General features: G+C 74.5%; 20 protein-coding genes. 14 read left to right on the forward strand and 6 right to left on the reverse strand.

Features of this window, described 5'->3' with window-relative positions; all coding sequences use genetic code 11:
- Window positions 1-14 precede the first annotated feature (14 nt).
- Window positions 15-881, forward strand: a complete 867-nt coding sequence (locus NH342_RS00085; RefSeq protein WP_253009996.1) for a LysR family transcriptional regulator ArgP — start codon at window positions 15-17, stop codon at window positions 879-881.
- A 5-nt stretch (window positions 882-886) separates the two neighbouring features.
- On the opposite strand, the gene NH342_RS00090 is transcribed toward NH342_RS00085, so the two are convergent.
- Entirely contained in the window at window positions 887-1,774 is an 888-nt protein-coding gene (locus NH342_RS00090; RefSeq protein WP_253009998.1) for a TetR/AcrR family transcriptional regulator, read from the reverse strand.
- A gap of 264 nt (window positions 1,775-2,038) precedes the next feature.
- On the opposite strand from NH342_RS00090, the gene NH342_RS00095 reads away from it, so the two are divergent.
- Together NH342_RS00095 and NH342_RS00100 are read left to right on the forward strand one after the other, a co-directional pair.
- A complete protein-coding gene (locus tag NH342_RS00095; RefSeq protein WP_253010000.1) occupies window positions 2,039-2,209 on the forward strand; it encodes a CsbD family protein in 171 nt (56 codons plus the stop codon).
- A gap of 108 nt (window positions 2,210-2,317) precedes the next feature.
- Window positions 2,318-2,986 carry a hypothetical protein gene (locus NH342_RS00100; RefSeq protein WP_253010002.1) on the forward strand — a complete coding sequence of 223 codons (669 nt, stop codon included), beginning with the start codon at window positions 2,318-2,320 and terminating at the stop codon, window positions 2,984-2,986.
- Between the two features lie 51 nt (window positions 2,987-3,037).
- On the opposite strand, the gene NH342_RS00105 is transcribed toward NH342_RS00100, so the two are convergent.
- Entirely contained in the window at window positions 3,038-4,030 is a 993-nt protein-coding gene (locus NH342_RS00105; protein ID WP_253010004.1) for an isopenicillin N synthase family oxygenase, read from the reverse strand.
- 186 nt (window positions 4,031-4,216) lie between these two features.
- Here NH342_RS00105 and NH342_RS00110 point away from each other — a divergent pair, with 186 nt between their 5' ends.
- The 11 genes from NH342_RS00110 to NH342_RS00160 all read left to right on the forward strand — a co-directional run bounded on the left by NH342_RS00110 (window position 4,217) and on the right by NH342_RS00160 (window position 13,355).
- On the forward strand, window positions 4,217-4,594 hold the full coding sequence (locus tag NH342_RS00110; protein ID WP_253010006.1) for an FKBP-type peptidyl-prolyl cis-trans isomerase: 378 nt from the start codon (window positions 4,217-4,219) through the stop codon (window positions 4,592-4,594).
- A 53-nt stretch (window positions 4,595-4,647) separates the two neighbouring features.
- Window positions 4,648-5,340 carry a DsbA family oxidoreductase gene (locus NH342_RS00115; protein WP_253010007.1) on the forward strand — a complete coding sequence of 231 codons (693 nt, stop codon included), beginning with the start codon at window positions 4,648-4,650 and terminating at the stop codon, window positions 5,338-5,340.
- A gap of 14 nt (window positions 5,341-5,354) precedes the next feature.
- Window positions 5,355-5,969, forward strand: a complete 615-nt coding sequence (locus NH342_RS00120) for a DUF1707 domain-containing protein (RefSeq protein ID WP_253010008.1) — start codon at window positions 5,355-5,357, stop codon at window positions 5,967-5,969.
- Window positions 5,970-5,989: 20 nt separating this feature from the next.
- On the forward strand, window positions 5,990-6,757 hold the full coding sequence (locus tag NH342_RS00125) for an alpha/beta fold hydrolase (protein WP_253010010.1): 768 nt from the start codon (window positions 5,990-5,992) through the stop codon (window positions 6,755-6,757).
- A gap of 137 nt (window positions 6,758-6,894) precedes the next feature.
- Entirely contained in the window at window positions 6,895-8,709 is a 1,815-nt protein-coding gene (locus NH342_RS00130; RefSeq protein ID WP_253010012.1) for a phosphoenolpyruvate carboxykinase (GTP), read from the forward strand.
- A gap of 27 nt (window positions 8,710-8,736) precedes the next feature.
- Entirely contained in the window at window positions 8,737-9,261 is a 525-nt protein-coding gene (locus NH342_RS00135) for a hypothetical protein (RefSeq protein WP_253010014.1), read from the forward strand.
- 79 nt (window positions 9,262-9,340) lie between these two features.
- A complete protein-coding gene (locus NH342_RS00140) occupies window positions 9,341-10,555 on the forward strand; it encodes an MFS transporter (protein WP_253010016.1) in 1,215 nt (404 codons plus the stop codon).
- Window positions 10,556-10,768: 213 nt separating this feature from the next.
- The gene (locus tag NH342_RS23970; protein WP_253010018.1) at window positions 10,769-11,338 is read left to right on the forward strand and encodes a cysteine dioxygenase family protein; all 570 of its coding nucleotides are present in this window, start codon (window positions 10,769-10,771) and stop codon (window positions 11,336-11,338) included.
- Entirely contained in the window at window positions 11,335-11,769 is a 435-nt protein-coding gene (locus NH342_RS00150; RefSeq protein ID WP_253010020.1) for a rhodanese-like domain-containing protein, read from the forward strand. The genes NH342_RS23970 and NH342_RS00150 overlap by 4 nt, the downstream gene beginning before the upstream one ends.
- A gap of 85 nt (window positions 11,770-11,854) precedes the next feature.
- Complete coding sequence (locus tag NH342_RS00155) at window positions 11,855-12,670, forward strand: EAL domain-containing protein (protein ID WP_253010022.1); 816 nt, start codon at window positions 11,855-11,857, stop codon at window positions 12,668-12,670.
- A gap of 19 nt (window positions 12,671-12,689) precedes the next feature.
- On the forward strand, window positions 12,690-13,355 hold the full coding sequence (locus NH342_RS00160) for an acVLRF1 family peptidyl-tRNA hydrolase (RefSeq protein WP_253010024.1): 666 nt from the start codon (window positions 12,690-12,692) through the stop codon (window positions 13,353-13,355).
- Window positions 13,356-13,374: 19 nt separating this feature from the next.
- Here the strand turns inward: NH342_RS00160 and NH342_RS00165 are convergent, their stop codons facing one another.
- The 4 genes from NH342_RS00165 to NH342_RS00180 form a co-directional block, all read right to left on the reverse strand.
- On the reverse strand, window positions 13,375-14,517 hold the full coding sequence (locus NH342_RS00165) for a thiolase family protein (RefSeq protein WP_253010026.1): 1,143 nt from the start codon (window positions 14,515-14,517) through the stop codon (window positions 13,375-13,377).
- Between the two features lie 124 nt (window positions 14,518-14,641).
- A complete protein-coding gene (locus tag NH342_RS00170) occupies window positions 14,642-15,043 on the reverse strand; it encodes a PIN domain nuclease (protein ID WP_253010028.1) in 402 nt (133 codons plus the stop codon).
- Window positions 15,040-15,249 (reverse strand): type II toxin-antitoxin system VapB family antitoxin, encoded by a 210-nt coding sequence (locus NH342_RS00175; protein ID WP_253010030.1) that lies wholly within the window; start codon window positions 15,247-15,249, stop codon window positions 15,040-15,042. The genes NH342_RS00170 and NH342_RS00175 overlap by 4 nt, the downstream gene beginning before the upstream one ends.
- Window positions 15,250-15,265: 16 nt before the next feature.
- Window positions 15,266-16,006 (reverse strand): helical backbone metal receptor, encoded by a 741-nt coding sequence (locus NH342_RS00180; RefSeq protein WP_253010032.1) that lies wholly within the window; start codon window positions 16,004-16,006, stop codon window positions 15,266-15,268.
- Between the last annotated feature and the right edge of the window lie 12 nt (window positions 16,007-16,018).

Consider the following 16,018-nt stretch of genomic DNA (forward strand, 5'->3'; position numbering starts at 1 on the left):
AAGCTGCGCTGTCGATGGACCTGGCCCAGCTGCAGGCGCTCGCCGCCGCCGTCGAGGCGGGCACGCTCGACGGCGCCGCCCGGCTGCTGCACGTCACGCCGTCCGCGGTCAGCCAGCGGTTGCGGGCCCTCGAGTCGGCCACGGGCCAGGTCCTGCTGGTCCGCAGCCGGCCCGTCGTCCCCACCGAGGCCGGTGCCGCGGTGCTGCGGCTGGCCCGGCAGGTGCAGCTGCTCGTCGACGACACCACCGCGCAGCTGACCGGCGATGCGGCACCCGGGCCGACGGCGGTGCCGGTCGCGGTCAACGCGGACTCCCTGGCCACCTGGTTCCTGCCGGCGGTCGCGCCGCTGGCCGACCGGGTGCAGCTCGACGTGCGGGTGGCCGACCAGAGCCTCACCAGCGCACTGCTGCGCGACGGCACGGTGATGGCCGCGGTCACCGCCGACCCCGTCGCGGTCCCCGGGTGCTCGGTCACCCGGCTGGGGGCGATGACCTACCGGCCGATGGCCACCGCCGGCTTCGCCCGCAGCTGGTTCGCCGAGGGTGCGACCCCCGCCGAGCTGCGTCGGGCCCCGGTGGTGGTCTTCGACCGGACCGACGACCTGCAGGCGGCCTACCTGCGCCGTCGCACCCACGACCGGCCCGCCCCGCCGGTGCACTTCGTGCCGGCCAGCGCGGACCACCTGCTCGCGGTCCGGCTGGGCCTGGGCTGGGGGATGGTGCCCGACCTGCAGACCGGACCGGACGACGGCCTGGTGGAGGTGGACCCGGACGGCGCCGTCGACGTCGTGCTGTGGTGGCAGCAGTGGAAGCTGCGCTCGCCCGGCCTGGACGCCCTCGCCGGCGCCGTCCGCGGCGCGGCTCGCGCCGCCCTGGTCTGAGCCGGTCAGATGCCGGTGTTCAGGGGGGGGTCCGTGCCGTCGTCCTCGGTGGGCGGCGGGAGGTGGTGCGCGCCGGTCTCCAGCATCGTCTGCAGCCGGTCCAGCAGGCTCTCCAGCGACTCCTCGAACTCGGTGAGCGTCTCGTCGAGGGACAGCAATGGCTGTAGCTCGGAGATCAGCGGGTACTCCACCAGGTCCAGCTTCGTCGCCGTCGGCTTGCCGTCGGGGTCGTCCTCGGGGTGCACCGACACCCCGCGCTGGGCGACCTCGAGCAGCAGGTGCCCGAGCAGGAAGCTGGTGTAGGCGCGGTAGGCCACCACCGCCTGCACGCTGCTGAACCCGTGCTCGTGCAGGGCCCGCAGAAGGGACTCCACCCACTTCAGGCTGCGCAGCGGCGGGCGCACCCACGGGGCGGCCGGCGGGCGGGTGGCCACCAGCGGGAACAGCGCCGGGTGGGCCAGCGCGATGCGCCGGACCCCGTGCGCCAGCCGCTGCAGGTAGTCCTGCCAGCCGAACCTCGGCTCGAAGAGCACCTCCTCGTCGCGGAAGAGCTCGTCGACCACCGTGTCCACCACGCCGTCGAGCAGGTCGTCGCGCCCGGGCACGTAGCGGTACAGGCTCATCGCCTCGACACCGAGGGCGGCCCCGAGCCGGCGCATGGTCAGCAGCGGCAGCCCGTGGGCGTCGATGTAGTCGATGGCGGCGGAGATGATCCGCTCGCGGTCCAGTGGGACGCGGGTGCCCAGCGACGGCGGACCGGTGACGTCCTCGGCCGCGGGGCGACCCCGGTTCTCGGGCAGGTCGGGGTCGTCCGGGTGGTCGGGCGGTTCGAGCCCGCCCTCCTGGATCGCACCCGCGTCCGTGCCCGGCTGGTCGTCCCCGGGGGTCGTCACTGGTCCACCTTCCGCCGTCGTCCCGTCGAGGTTGGCACCGCACACCGGCTCCGCGCACGTCGAGCACCCGGGAGAGTGATCCGTCCCGCACATGTTTGGCGTACGCGCTTACGGCGTAATGAACCGTTGTCCGCAAGGCACTTACGACGTAGGAAGCGTTGCGGACGATCCGGTTGCGGGCCTGTCCGTCCGCCCGGGCCCGGCGAGGCGACCGCCCCGCCGCAACCGGCACCACCCTGGTGCCCGACCCACGGGAGCAACGCCATGAGCGGTCTCGACAAGATCAAGAACAAGGCCGAGGAGCTGGTCGGCGACGCGAAGGAGGCCATCGGGAAGGCCACCGACAACGAGAAGCTGCAGGCCGAGGGCAAGAGCGACCAGGCGTCCGCCAACACCAAGCAGGCCGGCGAGAACGTGAAGGACATCTTCAAGTAGGCCGCCTGCGGGGCCGGGTGCACGAGCGCCCGGCCCCGGCACCTCGCCCCACCGCCCCCCGTCCCCCGTCCCCCGCCCTCGATGCGGGAGCCCACCCCAGGAGTGACCGTGTCCATCGACCCGAACCCGCGCCCCGCCACCACCCCCGGTGCCCACGCGGCGGACGACACCACCGTCGCCGCCACCCCGGTCGCCGCCGCCCCCGCCACCCCCTCGCGCCGCGACGTGCTCGCCGCCGAGAAGGATCGCGCGGGCGGTGTGAAGATCGGGTCCGCCTTCTTCGGCTGGCTGACCGCCACCGGCATGGCCGTGCTGCTGACCGCGCTGGTCGCCGCCGCCGGTGCCGCCGTCGGCCTGGCCACCGACACCTCGCTGTCCCAGGCCGCCCAGGACGCCACGAACAACCCGCAGGCCGTCGGCTGGGCGGGTGGCGTCGCCCTGCTGGTCATCCTGTTCCTCTCCTACTACTCCGGTGGGTACGTGGCCGGCCGGATGGCCCGCTTCCACGGCGCCCGCCAGGGCATCGCGGTGTGGGTCTGGGCGGTCGTCGTGGCCGTCGTCGTCGCCGTCCTCGCCGCGGTGGCCGGCAACCAGTACGACGTGCTGGGCCAGCTGAACGTCTTCCCCCGCCTGCCGATCAACGAGGGTGACCTGAGCACCACCGCGATCGTCGTGGCGCTGGTCGTCGCCGGCGTCGCCCTGGTCGGGTCGATCCTCGGGGGTCTGGCCGGCATGCGGTTCCACCGCAAGGTCGACCGCGTCGGCCTCGGCGACTGATCCACCGGCTCCGGCCCGGTCCCCGCACGGGGGGCCGGGCCGGAGGTGTGCTCAGGGCCGGAAGTTGGCCTGGATGCGGCGCAGCAGGAACTCCCCCGCCGTGATCGGCTCCTCGGCCGGGGCCTCGATCACCGCGCCCTTGTCGGCCTGCGCGAAGTAGGCGATCGAGAACCGCGGGTCCCTCGACTGCCCCGGGCCCGGTGCGGCCACCCGGTGGAAGTTCGACGGCAGCCGCCCGCCCGACCAGCGCTCGAGCATGTCCCCGATGTTGCAGGTGATGGCGTCGTCGGTGGCCGGGACCGGCGTCCAGGCGTAGCCGTCTGCGGTCGGCCGGGCCGCCTCGGCGCCGGGCAGCACCTGCAGGCCGTCCTGGCCGGCCCGCTGGAAGAGCAGGGTCAGGCAGTCGAAGTCGGTGTGCGCACCGGCCCGCCACGTGCCGGGGACGCCGACCAGCTCGGCCGGGAACGCCATGTAGTGGATCAACCGCAGGCACGACTGGTGCTGCGGGTCGGCCGGGTCGTGCACCGCGGCGAAGAAGTCCCGGGGCATGCCGAGGACGTCGGCGAAGCAGGACAGCACGGTCATCGCCACCTGGTGGCAGTGCGCCTCGAAGGCCAGCACCGTGGCACGGAACCCCGCCACCTCGTCCTCGGACGGCCACAGCCCGGCCATGTGCGGGCGGGTCAGCTGCCAGGACTCCTTCTGGTCCGGCGTGCCGACCGACGGCCGGACCTGCGACTTGTGCTCGTAGCCGGCGTTGAGGCCCTTCTTCAGCGGGTAGCGGGCCTTGACCTCGGCGGGCAGGGCGAAGAAGGCCTGCGACGCCGCGAACGCTGCGTCGACCTCGGCCGGGGCGATCCCGTGGTCGACCAGCTGGAAGAAACCGATGTCGGTCGCCGCCGACCACAGCTGCTCGGTGACCTCGGCCCGGCGGGCGTCGAGGTCGGCGAGGGAGACGCGGCGGACCTCGCGGTCGGTCGTCAGGGTGCCGGGTGCACCCATCCGGGACTCGCGGGCCAGCTCGGACAAGGTGGGCGTGCTCATGGTGGGGACCCCCGAGGGGTGGCCGCACGGCAGCTGCCGCGGCTCTGCACCCATTCGAGCCGGGGTCCACGGGCCGGGGCAAGCCCCCGGGCCAGACGTAACGCAGGCTTCACACCGGGCGCTCTGGTTGGGTGGGGCGAGACCGCCGGGGACCACCCCCGGTACCGCGACCCCGAGGAGACCTGCGTGGCCGAGCCGACCCGCCCCGACGTCGAGCCCCCGACCGGGCCCGCCCCCGACGACCTCGTCATCGAGGACATCACCGTCGGCGACGGCGCCGAGGCCACCGCCGGCAGCCTGGTGTCCGCGCACTACGTCGGCGTCACCCACGACGGCGGCGAGCAGTTCGACGCCTCCTGGGACCGCGGCGACCCGCTGGAGTTCCGGCTCGGGGTCGGCATGGTCATCGCCGGCTGGGACGAGGGCATCGCCGGCATGAAGGTCGGCGGGCGTCGCCGGCTGACCATCCCGCCGCACAAGGCCTACGGCGACCGCGGCGCCGGCGGGGTCATCAAGCCCGGCGCCACCCTGGTCTTCGTCGTCGACCTGGTCGGCGTGCGCTGACCCGCCGGGACCCGCCCGGGAACACCGGGCGGGTCCGGCCTGTTGGGCCGCCCGTGAAGGTGGAGATCTGGTCCGACGTCGTCTGTCCGTGGTGCTACATCGGCAAGCGCCGGTTCGAGACCGCGCTGTCCCGGTTCGAGCACGCCGACGCCGTCGAGGTGGTCTGGCGCAGCTTCCAGCTCGACCCCTCGGTCGCCGAGGGCGACGTGCACCCCACGCTGCCCGCGCTGGCCCGCAAGTACGGCCGCAGCGAGGACGAGATGCGCGAGCAGATGACCTCCCTCGACGCGCTGGCTCTGCGCGAGGGCCTGCACTACGACCTGGCCAACGGCGTCAGCGGCAACACCCTGCTCGCCCACCAGCTCATCCACCTGGCCGCCGAGCACGGCACGCAGGACGCCATGAAGGAGCGCCTGCTGCACGCGCACTTCGAGGAGCGGACGTCGGTCTTCGAGCTGGACGCCCTGGTGCAGCTGGGCACCGAGGTCGGCCTGGACGCCGACGAGGTGCGCGCCGCGCTGACCGACCGCCGGTACCTGGCCGCGGTCCGCGAGGACATCGCCACCGCGCAGGCCCTCGGCGCCACCGGCGTGCCCTTCTTCGTCGTCGACCGCACCTACGGCGCGGCCGGCGCGCAGGACCCGTCGGTGCTGCTCCAGCTGCTGGAGCGGGCCTGGGCCGACGCCCACCCGCTGGCGACCGTGCCCCCGGCCGCCGGCTGCGAGGGCGACAGCTGCGCCGTGTGACCTAGGGTCGCGGCATGGAGGGGACGCCGCGGATCCGGATCTCCGACGCCGACCGCGAGCGAGCGGCCCAGCGGCTGCACACCGCGATGGCCGAGGGCCGCATCACCTTCGCCGAGCTCGACGAGCGGTTGGCCGTCGTCTACGCCGCCCGGTTCGCCGAGGACCTGCACCTGCCGCTGGCCGACCTGCCCCCCGAGCACCCGGTCGCAGCGTCGGGGCCGCCGACCACGGTGCCGACGGTCTGGCAGCCGGCGCCCCCGGCCGGGCCGGCGCCGGTCGTGCTGAAGTCCGGCATGGGCGACATCAAGCGGAACGGGGCCTGGCAGGTCCCGCCGGTGCTCGAGGTGCAGAGCACGATGGGTGACGTCGTCCTGGACCTCACCCGGGCGGTGCTGCCCCAGCAGGTGGTCGAGGTCCGGGTCAAGCTCGGCGCCGGCACCGCGAAGTTCATCCTCCCGGCCGGCGCCACCGCCGACGTCGACGGCGTCTCGGCCGGGATGGGCGGCGTGAAGAGCAAGGTGCCGGGCGGGCCGGTGCACGGCCGGCTGCACCTGGTGGTCCGCGGCAAGGTCTCCATGGGCGACGTCGTCGTCCGCTACCCCTACGAGGTCGGCCGCTTCCGGTTCTGATCGCGGGGTAGGGGAGCGCCGTGCTGAACCGTGCCGACCCCTTCCCCGACCGGCCCGGCCCGGTCGTCGTCCTGCTGCCCGCCTTCCCGCTGGACCACCGGCTCTGGGACGACGTCGCCGCCCTGCTGCCGGCGCCGCTGCGGCCGGTCGCCGTGGACCTGCCCGGCCTGGGCTCCCCGACCGGTGGCGAGCCGACGCTGGAGCGCGCGGTGGACGGCGTGCTCGGACTGCTCGACGACCTCGGCGCCGACCGCGCGGTGGTCGTCGGGTTGTCCACCGGCGGCTACGTCGCGGCGATGCTGGCCGGCCGCGCCCCGGAGCGGGTGGCGGCGCTGGCGCTGTGCGACACCACGACCGGGGTCGGCCCGCCCGACGTCCCGGCCGACCGGCTGGTCGCCGCCGACGACCTGGAGCAGCACGGCATCGAGGTGGTCATGGACTCCGTCGCCGAGGGCCTGGGTCCGCACGCCGGCCCCGAGCTGGCCGAACGGGTGACCACGATGATCCGCTCGCAGGACCCGGCCGGGGTGGCATGGGTGTGCCGGGCGCTGGCCGCGCGACCGGACACCTCCGCCGCCGTCCGGGACCTCGGGGCACCGGTGCTGCTGCTGTTCGGCGAGCACGACGGGCCGACCCCGCCGGACGAGCGGCTGGTCCAGCTGCAGCAGCTGCGGCCGGACGCGGTCGCCGTCGTCGTCCCCGGGGCGGGCCACCTGACCGCGCTGGAGGCCCCGGAGGAGGTCGCCGCGGCGCTGGCGGACCTGGCGGTCAGGGTAGAAGACGTCTGATACGTCTGGTCCACAGGTAGACGTCAGATACGTCTCACCCGTTTCACCTGTCCGCGGCGCGGCTCCGGCGCTAGCCTCGTCCGATCGCACCACCGCCGGCGCGAGCTCCGCGCGGCGATCGATGGATGGAGACGCCTGTGACGTCCGTGGCCACCCCCGGTCTGGAGAACGCCCCCACCACCCACGCGCGCCTGCTGGCCTGGGTGGCCGAGATGGCGGAGCTGACCACCCCGGACCAGGTGGTGTGGGTGGACGGCAGCGACGAGGAGTGGACCCGCCTCACCGAGCAGCTGGTCGCCGCCGGCACCTTCACCCGGCTGGCCGCCAAGCCCAACTCCTTCCTGGCCCAGTCCGACCCCAGCGACGTCGCCCGGGTCGAGGACCGCACCTACATCTGCTCGGTCGACGAGGCCGACGCCGGGCCCACCAACAACTGGATGGACCCGGTCGAGATGAAGTCGGTCATGACCGGGCTGTACCGCGGCTGCATGCGCGGCCGCACGATGTACGTCATCCCGTTCTGCATGGGCCCCATCGACGCCGAGTCGCCGATGTTCGGCGTCGAGCTCACCGACTCCGAGTACGTCGTGGTCTCCATGCGGGTCATGGCGCGCATCGGCACGCCGGCCCTGGAGGCCCTCGGCACCGACCGGCCCTTCGTGCCGGCCATGCACTCCCTCGGCGCCCCGCTGGAGCCCGGCCAGGACGACGTGCCGTGGCCGTGCAGCAGCACCAAGTACATCGTCCAGTTCCCCGAGGAGCGGATGATCTGGTCCTACGGGTCCGGCTACGGCGGCAACGCCCTGCTCGGGAAGAAGTGCTACTCGCTGCGCATCGCCTCGGTCATGGCCCGCGACGAGGGCTGGCTCGCCGAGCACATGCTGATCCTCAAGCTGACCAACCCCGAGGGCGCGGTGCACTACATCGCCGCCGCCTTCCCCAGCGCCTGCGGCAAGACCAACCTGGCCATGCTCGAGCCCACCATCCCGGGGTGGGAGGTCGAGACCCTGGGTGACGACATCGCCTGGATGCGGTTCGGCGAGGACGGCCGGCTCTACGCCCTCAACCCCGAGTTCGGCCTGTTCGGCGTCGCGCCGGGCACCGGCTGGGACACCAACCCGAACGCCATGCGCACCATCGAGCAGGGCAACTCGGTGTTCACCAACGTCGCGCTCACCGACGACGGCGACGTCTGGTGGGAGGGCATGACCGACGAGCCCCCGGCCCACCTCACCGACTGGAAGGGCCGTGACTGGACGCCGGGTTCCGACGAGCCCTCCAGCCACCCCAACAGCCGGTTCTGCACCCCGATCACCCAGTGCCCGATCCTGGCGCCGGAGTGGGACGACCCGAAGGGTGTGCCGATCTCGGCCATCCTGTTCGGCGGTCGCCGCAAGACCACCATTCCCCTGGTCACCCAGGCCCGGGACTGGAACCACGGTGTGTTCATGGGCGCGACGCTGTCCTCGGAGACGACCGCGGCGGCCACCGGCGCGGTCGGCGTCATCCGCCGCGACCCGTTCGCCATGCTGCCCTTCATCGGCTACAACGCCGGTGACTACTTCAACCACTGGGTGGAGACCGGCAAGTCCGCCGACGCCACCAAGCTGCCGGCGATCTTCTACGTCAACTGGTTCCGCCGGGACGCCGACGGCGGCTTCCTGTGGCCGGGCTTCGGTGAGAACTCCCGGGTGCTCAAGTGGGTCGTGGAACGGCTGGAGGGCACCGCCTCGGCCACCGAGACCCCGGTCGGCCACGTGCCCACCGCCGACTCGCTGGACGTCGAGGGCCTGGGCATGACCGCCGAGCAGGTCGAGGCCGCGCTCGCGGTGCGCCCGGAGGAGTGGCGCGAGGAGATCCCGCAGATCACCGAGTGGTTCGAGAAGTTCGGCGACAAGCTGCCCACGACGATGTGGGACGAGCTGGAGATCCTCAAGAGCCGCCTCGCCTGACGGGCACGGTCCCGATACGGTCCGTGCATGCGGCACCTGGTCGGGATCGTGCTCGGTGCGGTCCTCGTCGCGGTCGCCTCCGCCGTCCTGCTGTTCGGGGTCGGCGAGGTGGCCGGGCGGGGCGGCGCGACGAGCACCACCGGCCTGGCGCTCGTCTGCGCGGCCGGTGTGCTGTTCGGCCTGCTCGCCGCACTTCGCCGGCTGTCCCCGCTCGCCCCCCTGGTCGGCGGTCTGGCGCTGCTGGCGGCCGGCATCGGCGCCTGGGTGCGGCCGGCGTTCTACACCGGGGTCGACACCGGCGTCGACCAGCTGCAGGTGGGGCTGCCCGCCGTCCTGCAGGGCGGCACGGCCCTGCTGCTCGGCGCCCTGCTCGTCGTCGTCGGCCTGCTGCCCGGCGGCCGTCGTCGCCCCCGGCGGGACGAGGACGAGGACGACGACGGCTTCACCGCGGTGCCCGACGGCGCGCCGCAGGCCTGGCGCTCGCCCGAGAACAGCACGAACGCCTACCCGCGCGCCGAGCCCTACCAGCGCCCGCCGCTGCCGCCGTCCTGACCCTCCTGCGGGCACCGGCCCCGCACGGCGGTTAGCGTCAGGACCCGCACCCCTCGACGCCGCCGGAGGCCACCTCCCCGTGCCCAACCCGTACCTGCACGTGCTGCGCACGCCGCACGTGCTGCCGATGGTGGCGGCGGCCTTCATCGGGCGCCTGCCGCTGTCGATGGTCGGGCTGGGCAGCGTGCTGCTGGTGCAGGACTACACCGGCTCCTACGCGCTGGGCGGCGGGGTCGCCGCGGCCGGCGCGGTGGCCACCGCGATCAGCGGGCCGGTGCTCGGCCGGCTCGCCGACACCCTCGGCCAGCGCCGGGTGCTGCTGCCGGTCCTCGCGGTGTTCGTGCTGGCCGGCTTCGGGTTCCTGTTCTCCGTCCGGGAGGGCTGGCCGCTGTGGACCGTGTTCGCGACCGGCGCCCTGGCGGGGGCCTGCATCCCGCCGGTCGGGTCGATGATCCGGGTCCGCTGGACCCACCTGCTGCGCGGGACGCCCCGCCTGCCGACGGCGCTGGCCATGGAGTCCGTGGTCGACGAGTTCGTCTTCATCGTCGGCCCCGTGCTGGTCACCTTCCTGTCCACCACCGGGCACACGACCTCCGGCGTGGTCACCGCCTTCACCCTCGCGGTCGTGGGCAGCCTCGCCTTCGCCGCGCAGGGCCGCACCGAGCCGCCGGCGCACGGGCACGAGGCCCGGCAGGGTCCCTCGGCGATGCGCACGCCCGGGTTGCGGGTGCTGTTCGTGGTGGGGCTCGCGGTCGGCACGATGCTGGGGACGCTGGAGATCGCGCTGGTCGCCTTCGCCGACCAGGTGGGCGCCAAGCCCTACTCCGGCGTGCTCATCGCCGCGCTGGCCGTCGGTTCGATGGTGTCGGGCATCGGCTGGGGCACGGTGCACTTCCGCTCGCCGGTCCGGCGCCGGCTGCTGGCGGTGCTCTGCCTGTTCGTGCTCACCAGCCTGCCGCTGGTCCTGGTCGGCGGGCTGTGGCTGATGATCCCGTTCACCGTGCTCGCCGGGCTGGCCGTCTCGCCGTCGCTGATCAGCGCCTTCACCCTCGCCGAGGTGCTGGTCCCTCGGGCGGTGGTGACCGAGGCCTTCACCTGGATCGGCACCGCGCTGGCCATGGGGGTCGCCCTGGGCGCGTCGCTGTCGGGCAAGGTCGTGGACGCGGTCGGCGCCAACGCGGCGTTCCTGGTGGCGACCTGCGCGGCCGCCGCGGCGGGTGTGGTGGTGGCGGTGTTCCAGCGGCTGCTGGTCGTCCCCGCCGAGCACGCCGGGGACCCCGCCCTCGCCCGCTGAGGCAATCCGCACCGATCCGGTGTGGTTGGTTGCACCGGGGGCCCGGGTGTGGTGTCCTCTCCGCCGTGACGTACTCGCTCGCGCTGCACCGGAGGTCCGCCGTCGACCTCCTGCGCGTCGCCAGCGCGCTGTGTCCGGGCTGCTGACCCCCAGCCCCCGTCACCCCGCCGCGGACCGTCGCGTCCCGCCGCGCCCCCACCCGGAGACACCCCTGTGCCCAGCACCGTGCTGCCCACTGCCCTGACCACCTCCCCGACCGCTGCCCCGTCGGTCCCGGCCGACGCCCCCGCCGGGGCCGCTGCCCTGGCCGTCGCCCTCGCCATCCGCACCGACCTGTGGGCCGACCGGGTCGAGTACCGGGAGGCCTCCCGCTGGACCTCGCTGCTCGACCCCGCCGACGTCGCGCCGGCCCTGGACCCCTCGCTGCACGCCGAACTGCACGACGCGCAGGTCTGGCTGCTGTCCTGGCTGCCCGGCCAGGGCACCCCGCTGCACGACCACGGCGCCTCCGCCGGTGCCTTCGCCGTCGCCCGGGGGACCCTGACCGAGCGGGTCGTCGCCCGCGGGACCGGTCGCCCGGCCCGGCAGAGCACCACCGACCTGGGTGCCGGGCGGGTCCGCTTCTTCGGCGCGCACTACGTGCACCAGGTGGTCAACACGCTGCACGAGGCGGCGGTGAGCGTGCACGTCTACGCGCCCCGGCTGACCCTCATGAACACCTACCGCGTCGACGGCGGCCAGCTGGTCCGCACCGGCACCGAGCGCGCCGGGGTGGACTGGTGACCGCCCTCCTCGAGCCCGTCCGCGCCCGCCCGGCCGGGGCGGTGTCGGTCGACGAGCTGCTCGCCGCCGCGCGCTCCCGCATCCAGCGCGTCACCCCGCTGGAGGCCGCCGCCCGGGTCGCCGCCGGTGGGTTGCTGGTCGACATCCGCCCGGCCGCGCAGCGGTACCGGGAGGGCTGGGTGGCCGGCGCCCTGGTGGTGGAGCGCAACGTGCTGGAGTGGCGGTTCGACCCGGCCAGCGGTGCCCGGCTGCCCGAGGCCACCGGCTACGACGTCGACGTCGTGGTGCTGTGCTCGGAGGGCTACACCTCCAGCCTGGCCGCCGACGCGCTGCGGGCGATCGGGCTGTCCACCGCCACCGACGTGGTCGGCGGCTTCCACGCCTGGGTGGCGGCAGGACTGCCACACGTGCGCGGGCACGGGGTGTCCTGACCCACCGTGGCCGCATGACCCCCCGTGCGGGGGAGACTGCGGTTTCAGGCTGCAGTTACGGACGACGGCGTTCGAGAATGCGTCCGTGACGACCTCGAACCTGGTGGGTGACCTGCGCGGCGCCCTCGCAGGTGTGCCCGGGGCCGGGTCGTTGGAGGTCCACTTCCAGCCGGTGGTCGGCATCGCCCACGGCGACCCGCTGGGGGCCGAGGCGCTGGTGCGCTGGTGCCACCCCCGGCTGGGCCTGCTGCCCCCGGACGCCTTCGTGCCGGTGGCCGAGCGCGTGGGCCTCGGCCTGCGCCTGGACGCCGCCGTGCTCGGGCTGGCCCTGCGCCAGCTCGCCGTGTGGGACACCGAGGGCATCCGGGTGCACCGGGTGGGGGTCAACCTCGGCCGCACCAGCCTGCACTCGCCGGAGCTGGTCGGCGTCGTGCACCAGGCGTGCGACACCACCGGGGTGCTGCCCGACCGGTTGATGCTCGAGGTCGTGGAGCACGACGAGCTGACCCTGACCCCCGCCCGGCTGGCCGCGGTGCAGTCCCTGGCCGACGCCGACGTGACCCTCGCCGTGGACGACTTCGGCGCCGGCCACGCGGGGGTGGGCCTGCTCGGCCGCGTGCCCTTCGGCGTGCTCAAGGCCGACCGGTCGCTGCTGCCCGGCCCGCACCGGGTCGCGGCCGCCCACGCCCCCGACGCCCGCCGGGTGCTGGCCGGGGTCCTCGCGCTGGCCGCCGCGGTCGGCGTCGAGGTCACCGCCGAGGGGGTGGAGACCCCCGCGCACCGGGAGCTGCTCGCCGACCTCGGCGTCCCGCACGCCCAGGGCTGGCTCTACTCCCGCGCCCTGCCCGCGCCCGCGTTCGCCGCGTGGTGGCGGCAACGGGTGGCCGCGCTCACCGCCTGACCCTGGCAGGGTGGGCCCGGTGACCCGGTCCCGGCCCGCTGCCGGGGGCGGCCGGCTGGTGCTGGTGCCCCCCGCCCGCCTCGAGCGCTGGCTGGACAACGCCGCCGGCCGGCACGGCGCCTTCGCCGACGTCCGCCCGGACGACGAGGGCGTCACCGTGACCTGCGCGGACGGTGCGGTGTTGCGCCTGGTGCCGCCCTTCGGCTGGGACGGCCCCGGACCGGCGGCGCTGACCCGGTTGGGCACCGCGGCGCGCTCGGCCCACCGCGTCGCGGTGCTGCTGGTCCGCCGCGGACGGTGGGCGGTGGGTGTGTTCGACGGCGGGGACCTCGTGGTGTCCAAGGTCGACGCGCGCCAGGTGCAGGGCCGCACGGCCGCCGGCGGCTGGTCGCAGCAGCGCTTCGCCCGGCGACGGGGCAACCAGACCGACGCGGTGGTCGACCACGCGGTGGGGACCGCCGTCCGGGTGCTGCTGCCGCACGCCGGTTCCTGCGCCGCCCTGGCCACCGGCGGGGACCGGGGTCTGGTGGACGACGTGCTGGCCGACCGGCGGCTCGCCCCGCTGGCGGCCCTGCACCGGCTGGACCCGGTCGAGGTCGGCGACCCCACCAAGCAGGAGCTGCTGGCCACCCCCGACCGGTTCCGCGCCGTCCGGGTGCGCGTCCTCGACCCCGACGACTCCTAGGGCCGAGGACGCGCCGGGGTCAGAGCAGCTCGAGGATGGTGGCGTTGGCCTGCCCGCCGCCCTCGCACATGGTCTGCAGGCCGTAGCGGATCCCGTTGTCGCGCATGTGGTGGACCATCGTGGTCATGATCCGGGCGCCCGAGGCGCCCAGCGGGTGACCGAGGGCGATGGCCCCGCCGACCGGGTTGAGCACCTTCTCGTCCGCGCCGATCTCGGCCAGCCAGGCCAGCGGCACCGAGGCGAAGGCCTCGTTGACCTCGAACACGCCGATCTCGTCCAGCCGCAGCCCGGAGCGGTCGAGCACCTTCTTCGTGGCCGGGATGGGTGCGGTGAGCATGATGACCGGGTCGTCGGCGGCCAGCGCGACGCTGTGCACCCGGGCGATCGGGGTCATGCCCAGCTCGGTGGCCTTCTCGCTGGTCATCATGAGCAGGGCGGCCGAGCCGTCGGAGATCTGGCTGGCGTTGCCGGCGCTGACCACCCCGTCGGCCTGGAACGGGGTCTTCAATCCGGCGAGGGCCTCGACGGTGCCGCCGCGGCGGACGCCCTCGTCGGCGGCCACCCGGCCCTCGGGGGCGTCGACGGGGGCGAGCTGGGCGTCGAAGCGTCCCTCGTCCTGGGCGGCCGCGGCGCGCTCGTGGGAGCGCAGCGCGAACTCGTCGAGCTGGGTGCGGGACAGGCCCCAGCGTTGGGCGATCATCTCGGCACCGATGCCCTGGTTGGGGGAGACCCCGTCGTAGCGCTCCATGAACCGCGGGCCCATCGGGTCACGGTCGCCGCGGGAGGAGCCCATGGGCACCCGGGACATCGACTCGATGCCGCCGGCGACGACGACGTCGTAGTGCCCGGCGACCAGCCCGGCGGCGGCGAAGTGCACGGCCTGCTGGGAGGAGCCGCACTGCCGGTCGACGGTGGTGCCGGGCACCGACTCGGGCCAGCCGGCAGCGAGCACGGCGGTGCGGGCGATGTCGAAGGTCTGCTCGCCGCTCTGCGAGACGCAGCCCCAGACCACGTCGTCGACCAGGGCGGGGTCCAGGCCCGCGCGGCCGACGAGGCTCTGCAGCACGTGGGCGGACAGGTCGGCCGGGTGGACGCCGGACAGGCCGCCGTTCCGCTTCCCGACCGGGGTGCGCACGGCCTCGACGATGACTGCGTCGCGCATCCGGCGACTCCTCTCGTGGAGCGCCGGCTCCGCTGCCGGCGCTGGAACGGTCAGCACTGACTGTAGCGCGGTCGAGCCGATCGGTGGAGGGGTGCGCGAGCGCAGCACCCTGCCCTGGTCGTGCTCAGCCGAGCCGTCGCTGGTCGAGCGGGCTCACCCGGGCCAGGACGTCGAAGTCCCGGTCGCGGTGGACGACCTGGGCGCCGTGCCGGATGGCCACGGCGGCGATCAGGCAGTCGACGAGGCTGCGGACGGTGGCGCCCTCGGACCGGGCGGCCTGGTACAGCCCGGCAGCGGCGCGGAAGTCCAGGGTGGCCCGCAGGCCGGCGACGGGCAGGCCGCCGACGATCCGGTCGACGCGGGCCAGCTCGCCGCCGCGCGCGCCGGCGAGCAGTTCCATCACCACGGGCTCGCAGAGGTGGACCTCGAGGAACCGGTCGTCGAGCAGTCGCTGGACGTCATCGGCGACCGGGCGGGGACGGTCGCGCAGGTAGGCGATCCAGGCGGAGCTGTCGAGCAGGATCACGTGCGGGGCGCTGTTCCGTCCCGCATGGCCTCCAGGTCACCCGACCAGCCCGAACCTCGCAGGTCCCGCAGCGTGTCAGCGGTGACCGGGCTGCCGACCAGGCGGCGCAGGGCCAGGTCGACGGCGTCCTTCTTCGTCGACACGTCGAACCGGCGCATCACCTCGGCGACCAGGGCGTCGTCCAGGTCGATGTTCGTGCGACTCATGCACCAACGATACACATCAGAGGTGTACGGAAGCCAGCAGATCGTCGCGGGCGGTGGTCAGGGAGGGGCCGTACCAGGTGAGCTGCCGGCCGCTGACCAGCGCGGTCACCCGCCCGGGGAAGGCCTCGGGACCGTCGTCGGCGGTGAAGACGTAGGGCTCGTCGGGCAGCAGCACCACCTCGGCGTCGACCTCCTCCGGGTCGGCCTTCGGGTAGCGCTCGGTGGTGACGGCGTTGGTGCAGCCCAGCCGGGCCAGCAGGTCGCCGGTGAAGGTGCGGGCGCCCACCCACATCCACGGGTCGCGCCAGATGGCCACCGCCACCCGCGGGCCGGGTTCCGGCGCCGGTGCCCACGCCCCTTCGGCCTCCACCAGCCAGTCCGGGGCGCCGGCCCGCAGGACGTCGCCGAACAACCGTCGCATCGAGGCGAAGGCGTCGTCCAGGGTCTCGATCCGGGTGACCCACACCGGGACGCCGGCCTCCCGGAGCCGGCGTACGTCGAGCTCCCGGTTCTCCTCCTGGTTGGCGACCACCAGGTCCGGGGCCAGGTCCCCGATCGCGGCGAGCGAGGGGTTCTTGGTGCCGCGCACCCGGGGGACGTCGAGGCCGGCCGGGTGCGTGCACCAGTCGGTGGCGCCCACCAGCCTGTCGGGGACCGTGACCGCCAGCGCCTCGGTCAGCGACGGGACCAGGGAGACGATGCGGGCGGGCGCCGTCGGGAGGGCGACGGGGTGCCCCAGGTCGTCGGCGAGTGGCACCTCGGCGCGGGT

Origin of the sequence: Klenkia sp. PcliD-1-E (assembly GCF_024124375.1) — a bacterium.
Lineage (GTDB): Bacteria > Actinomycetota > Actinomycetes > Mycobacteriales > Geodermatophilaceae > Klenkia.

Coding starts and splice junctions, on each gene's coding strand:
- NH342_RS00085 (WP_253009996.1), top strand. CDS start 15: ATGGACCTGGCCCAGCTGCAGGCGCTCGCCGCCGCCGTCGAGGCGGGC.
- NH342_RS00095 (WP_253010000.1), top strand. CDS start 2,039: ATGAGCGGTCTCGACAAGATCAAGAACAAGGCCGAGGAGCTGGTCGGC.
- NH342_RS00105 (WP_253010004.1), bottom strand. CDS start 4,030: ATGAGCACGCCCACCTTGTCCGAGCTGGCCCGCGAGTCCCGGATGGGT.
- NH342_RS00120 (WP_253010008.1), top strand. CDS start 5,355: ATGGAGGGGACGCCGCGGATCCGGATCTCCGACGCCGACCGCGAGCGA.
- NH342_RS00135 (WP_253010014.1), top strand. CDS start 8,737: ATGCGGCACCTGGTCGGGATCGTGCTCGGTGCGGTCCTCGTCGCGGTC.
- NH342_RS00165 (WP_253010026.1), bottom strand. CDS start 14,517: ATGCGCGACGCAGTCATCGTCGAGGCCGTGCGCACCCCGGTCGGGAAG.
- NH342_RS00175 (WP_253010030.1), bottom strand. CDS start 15,249: ATGAGTCGCACGAACATCGACCTGGACGACGCCCTGGTCGCCGAGGTG.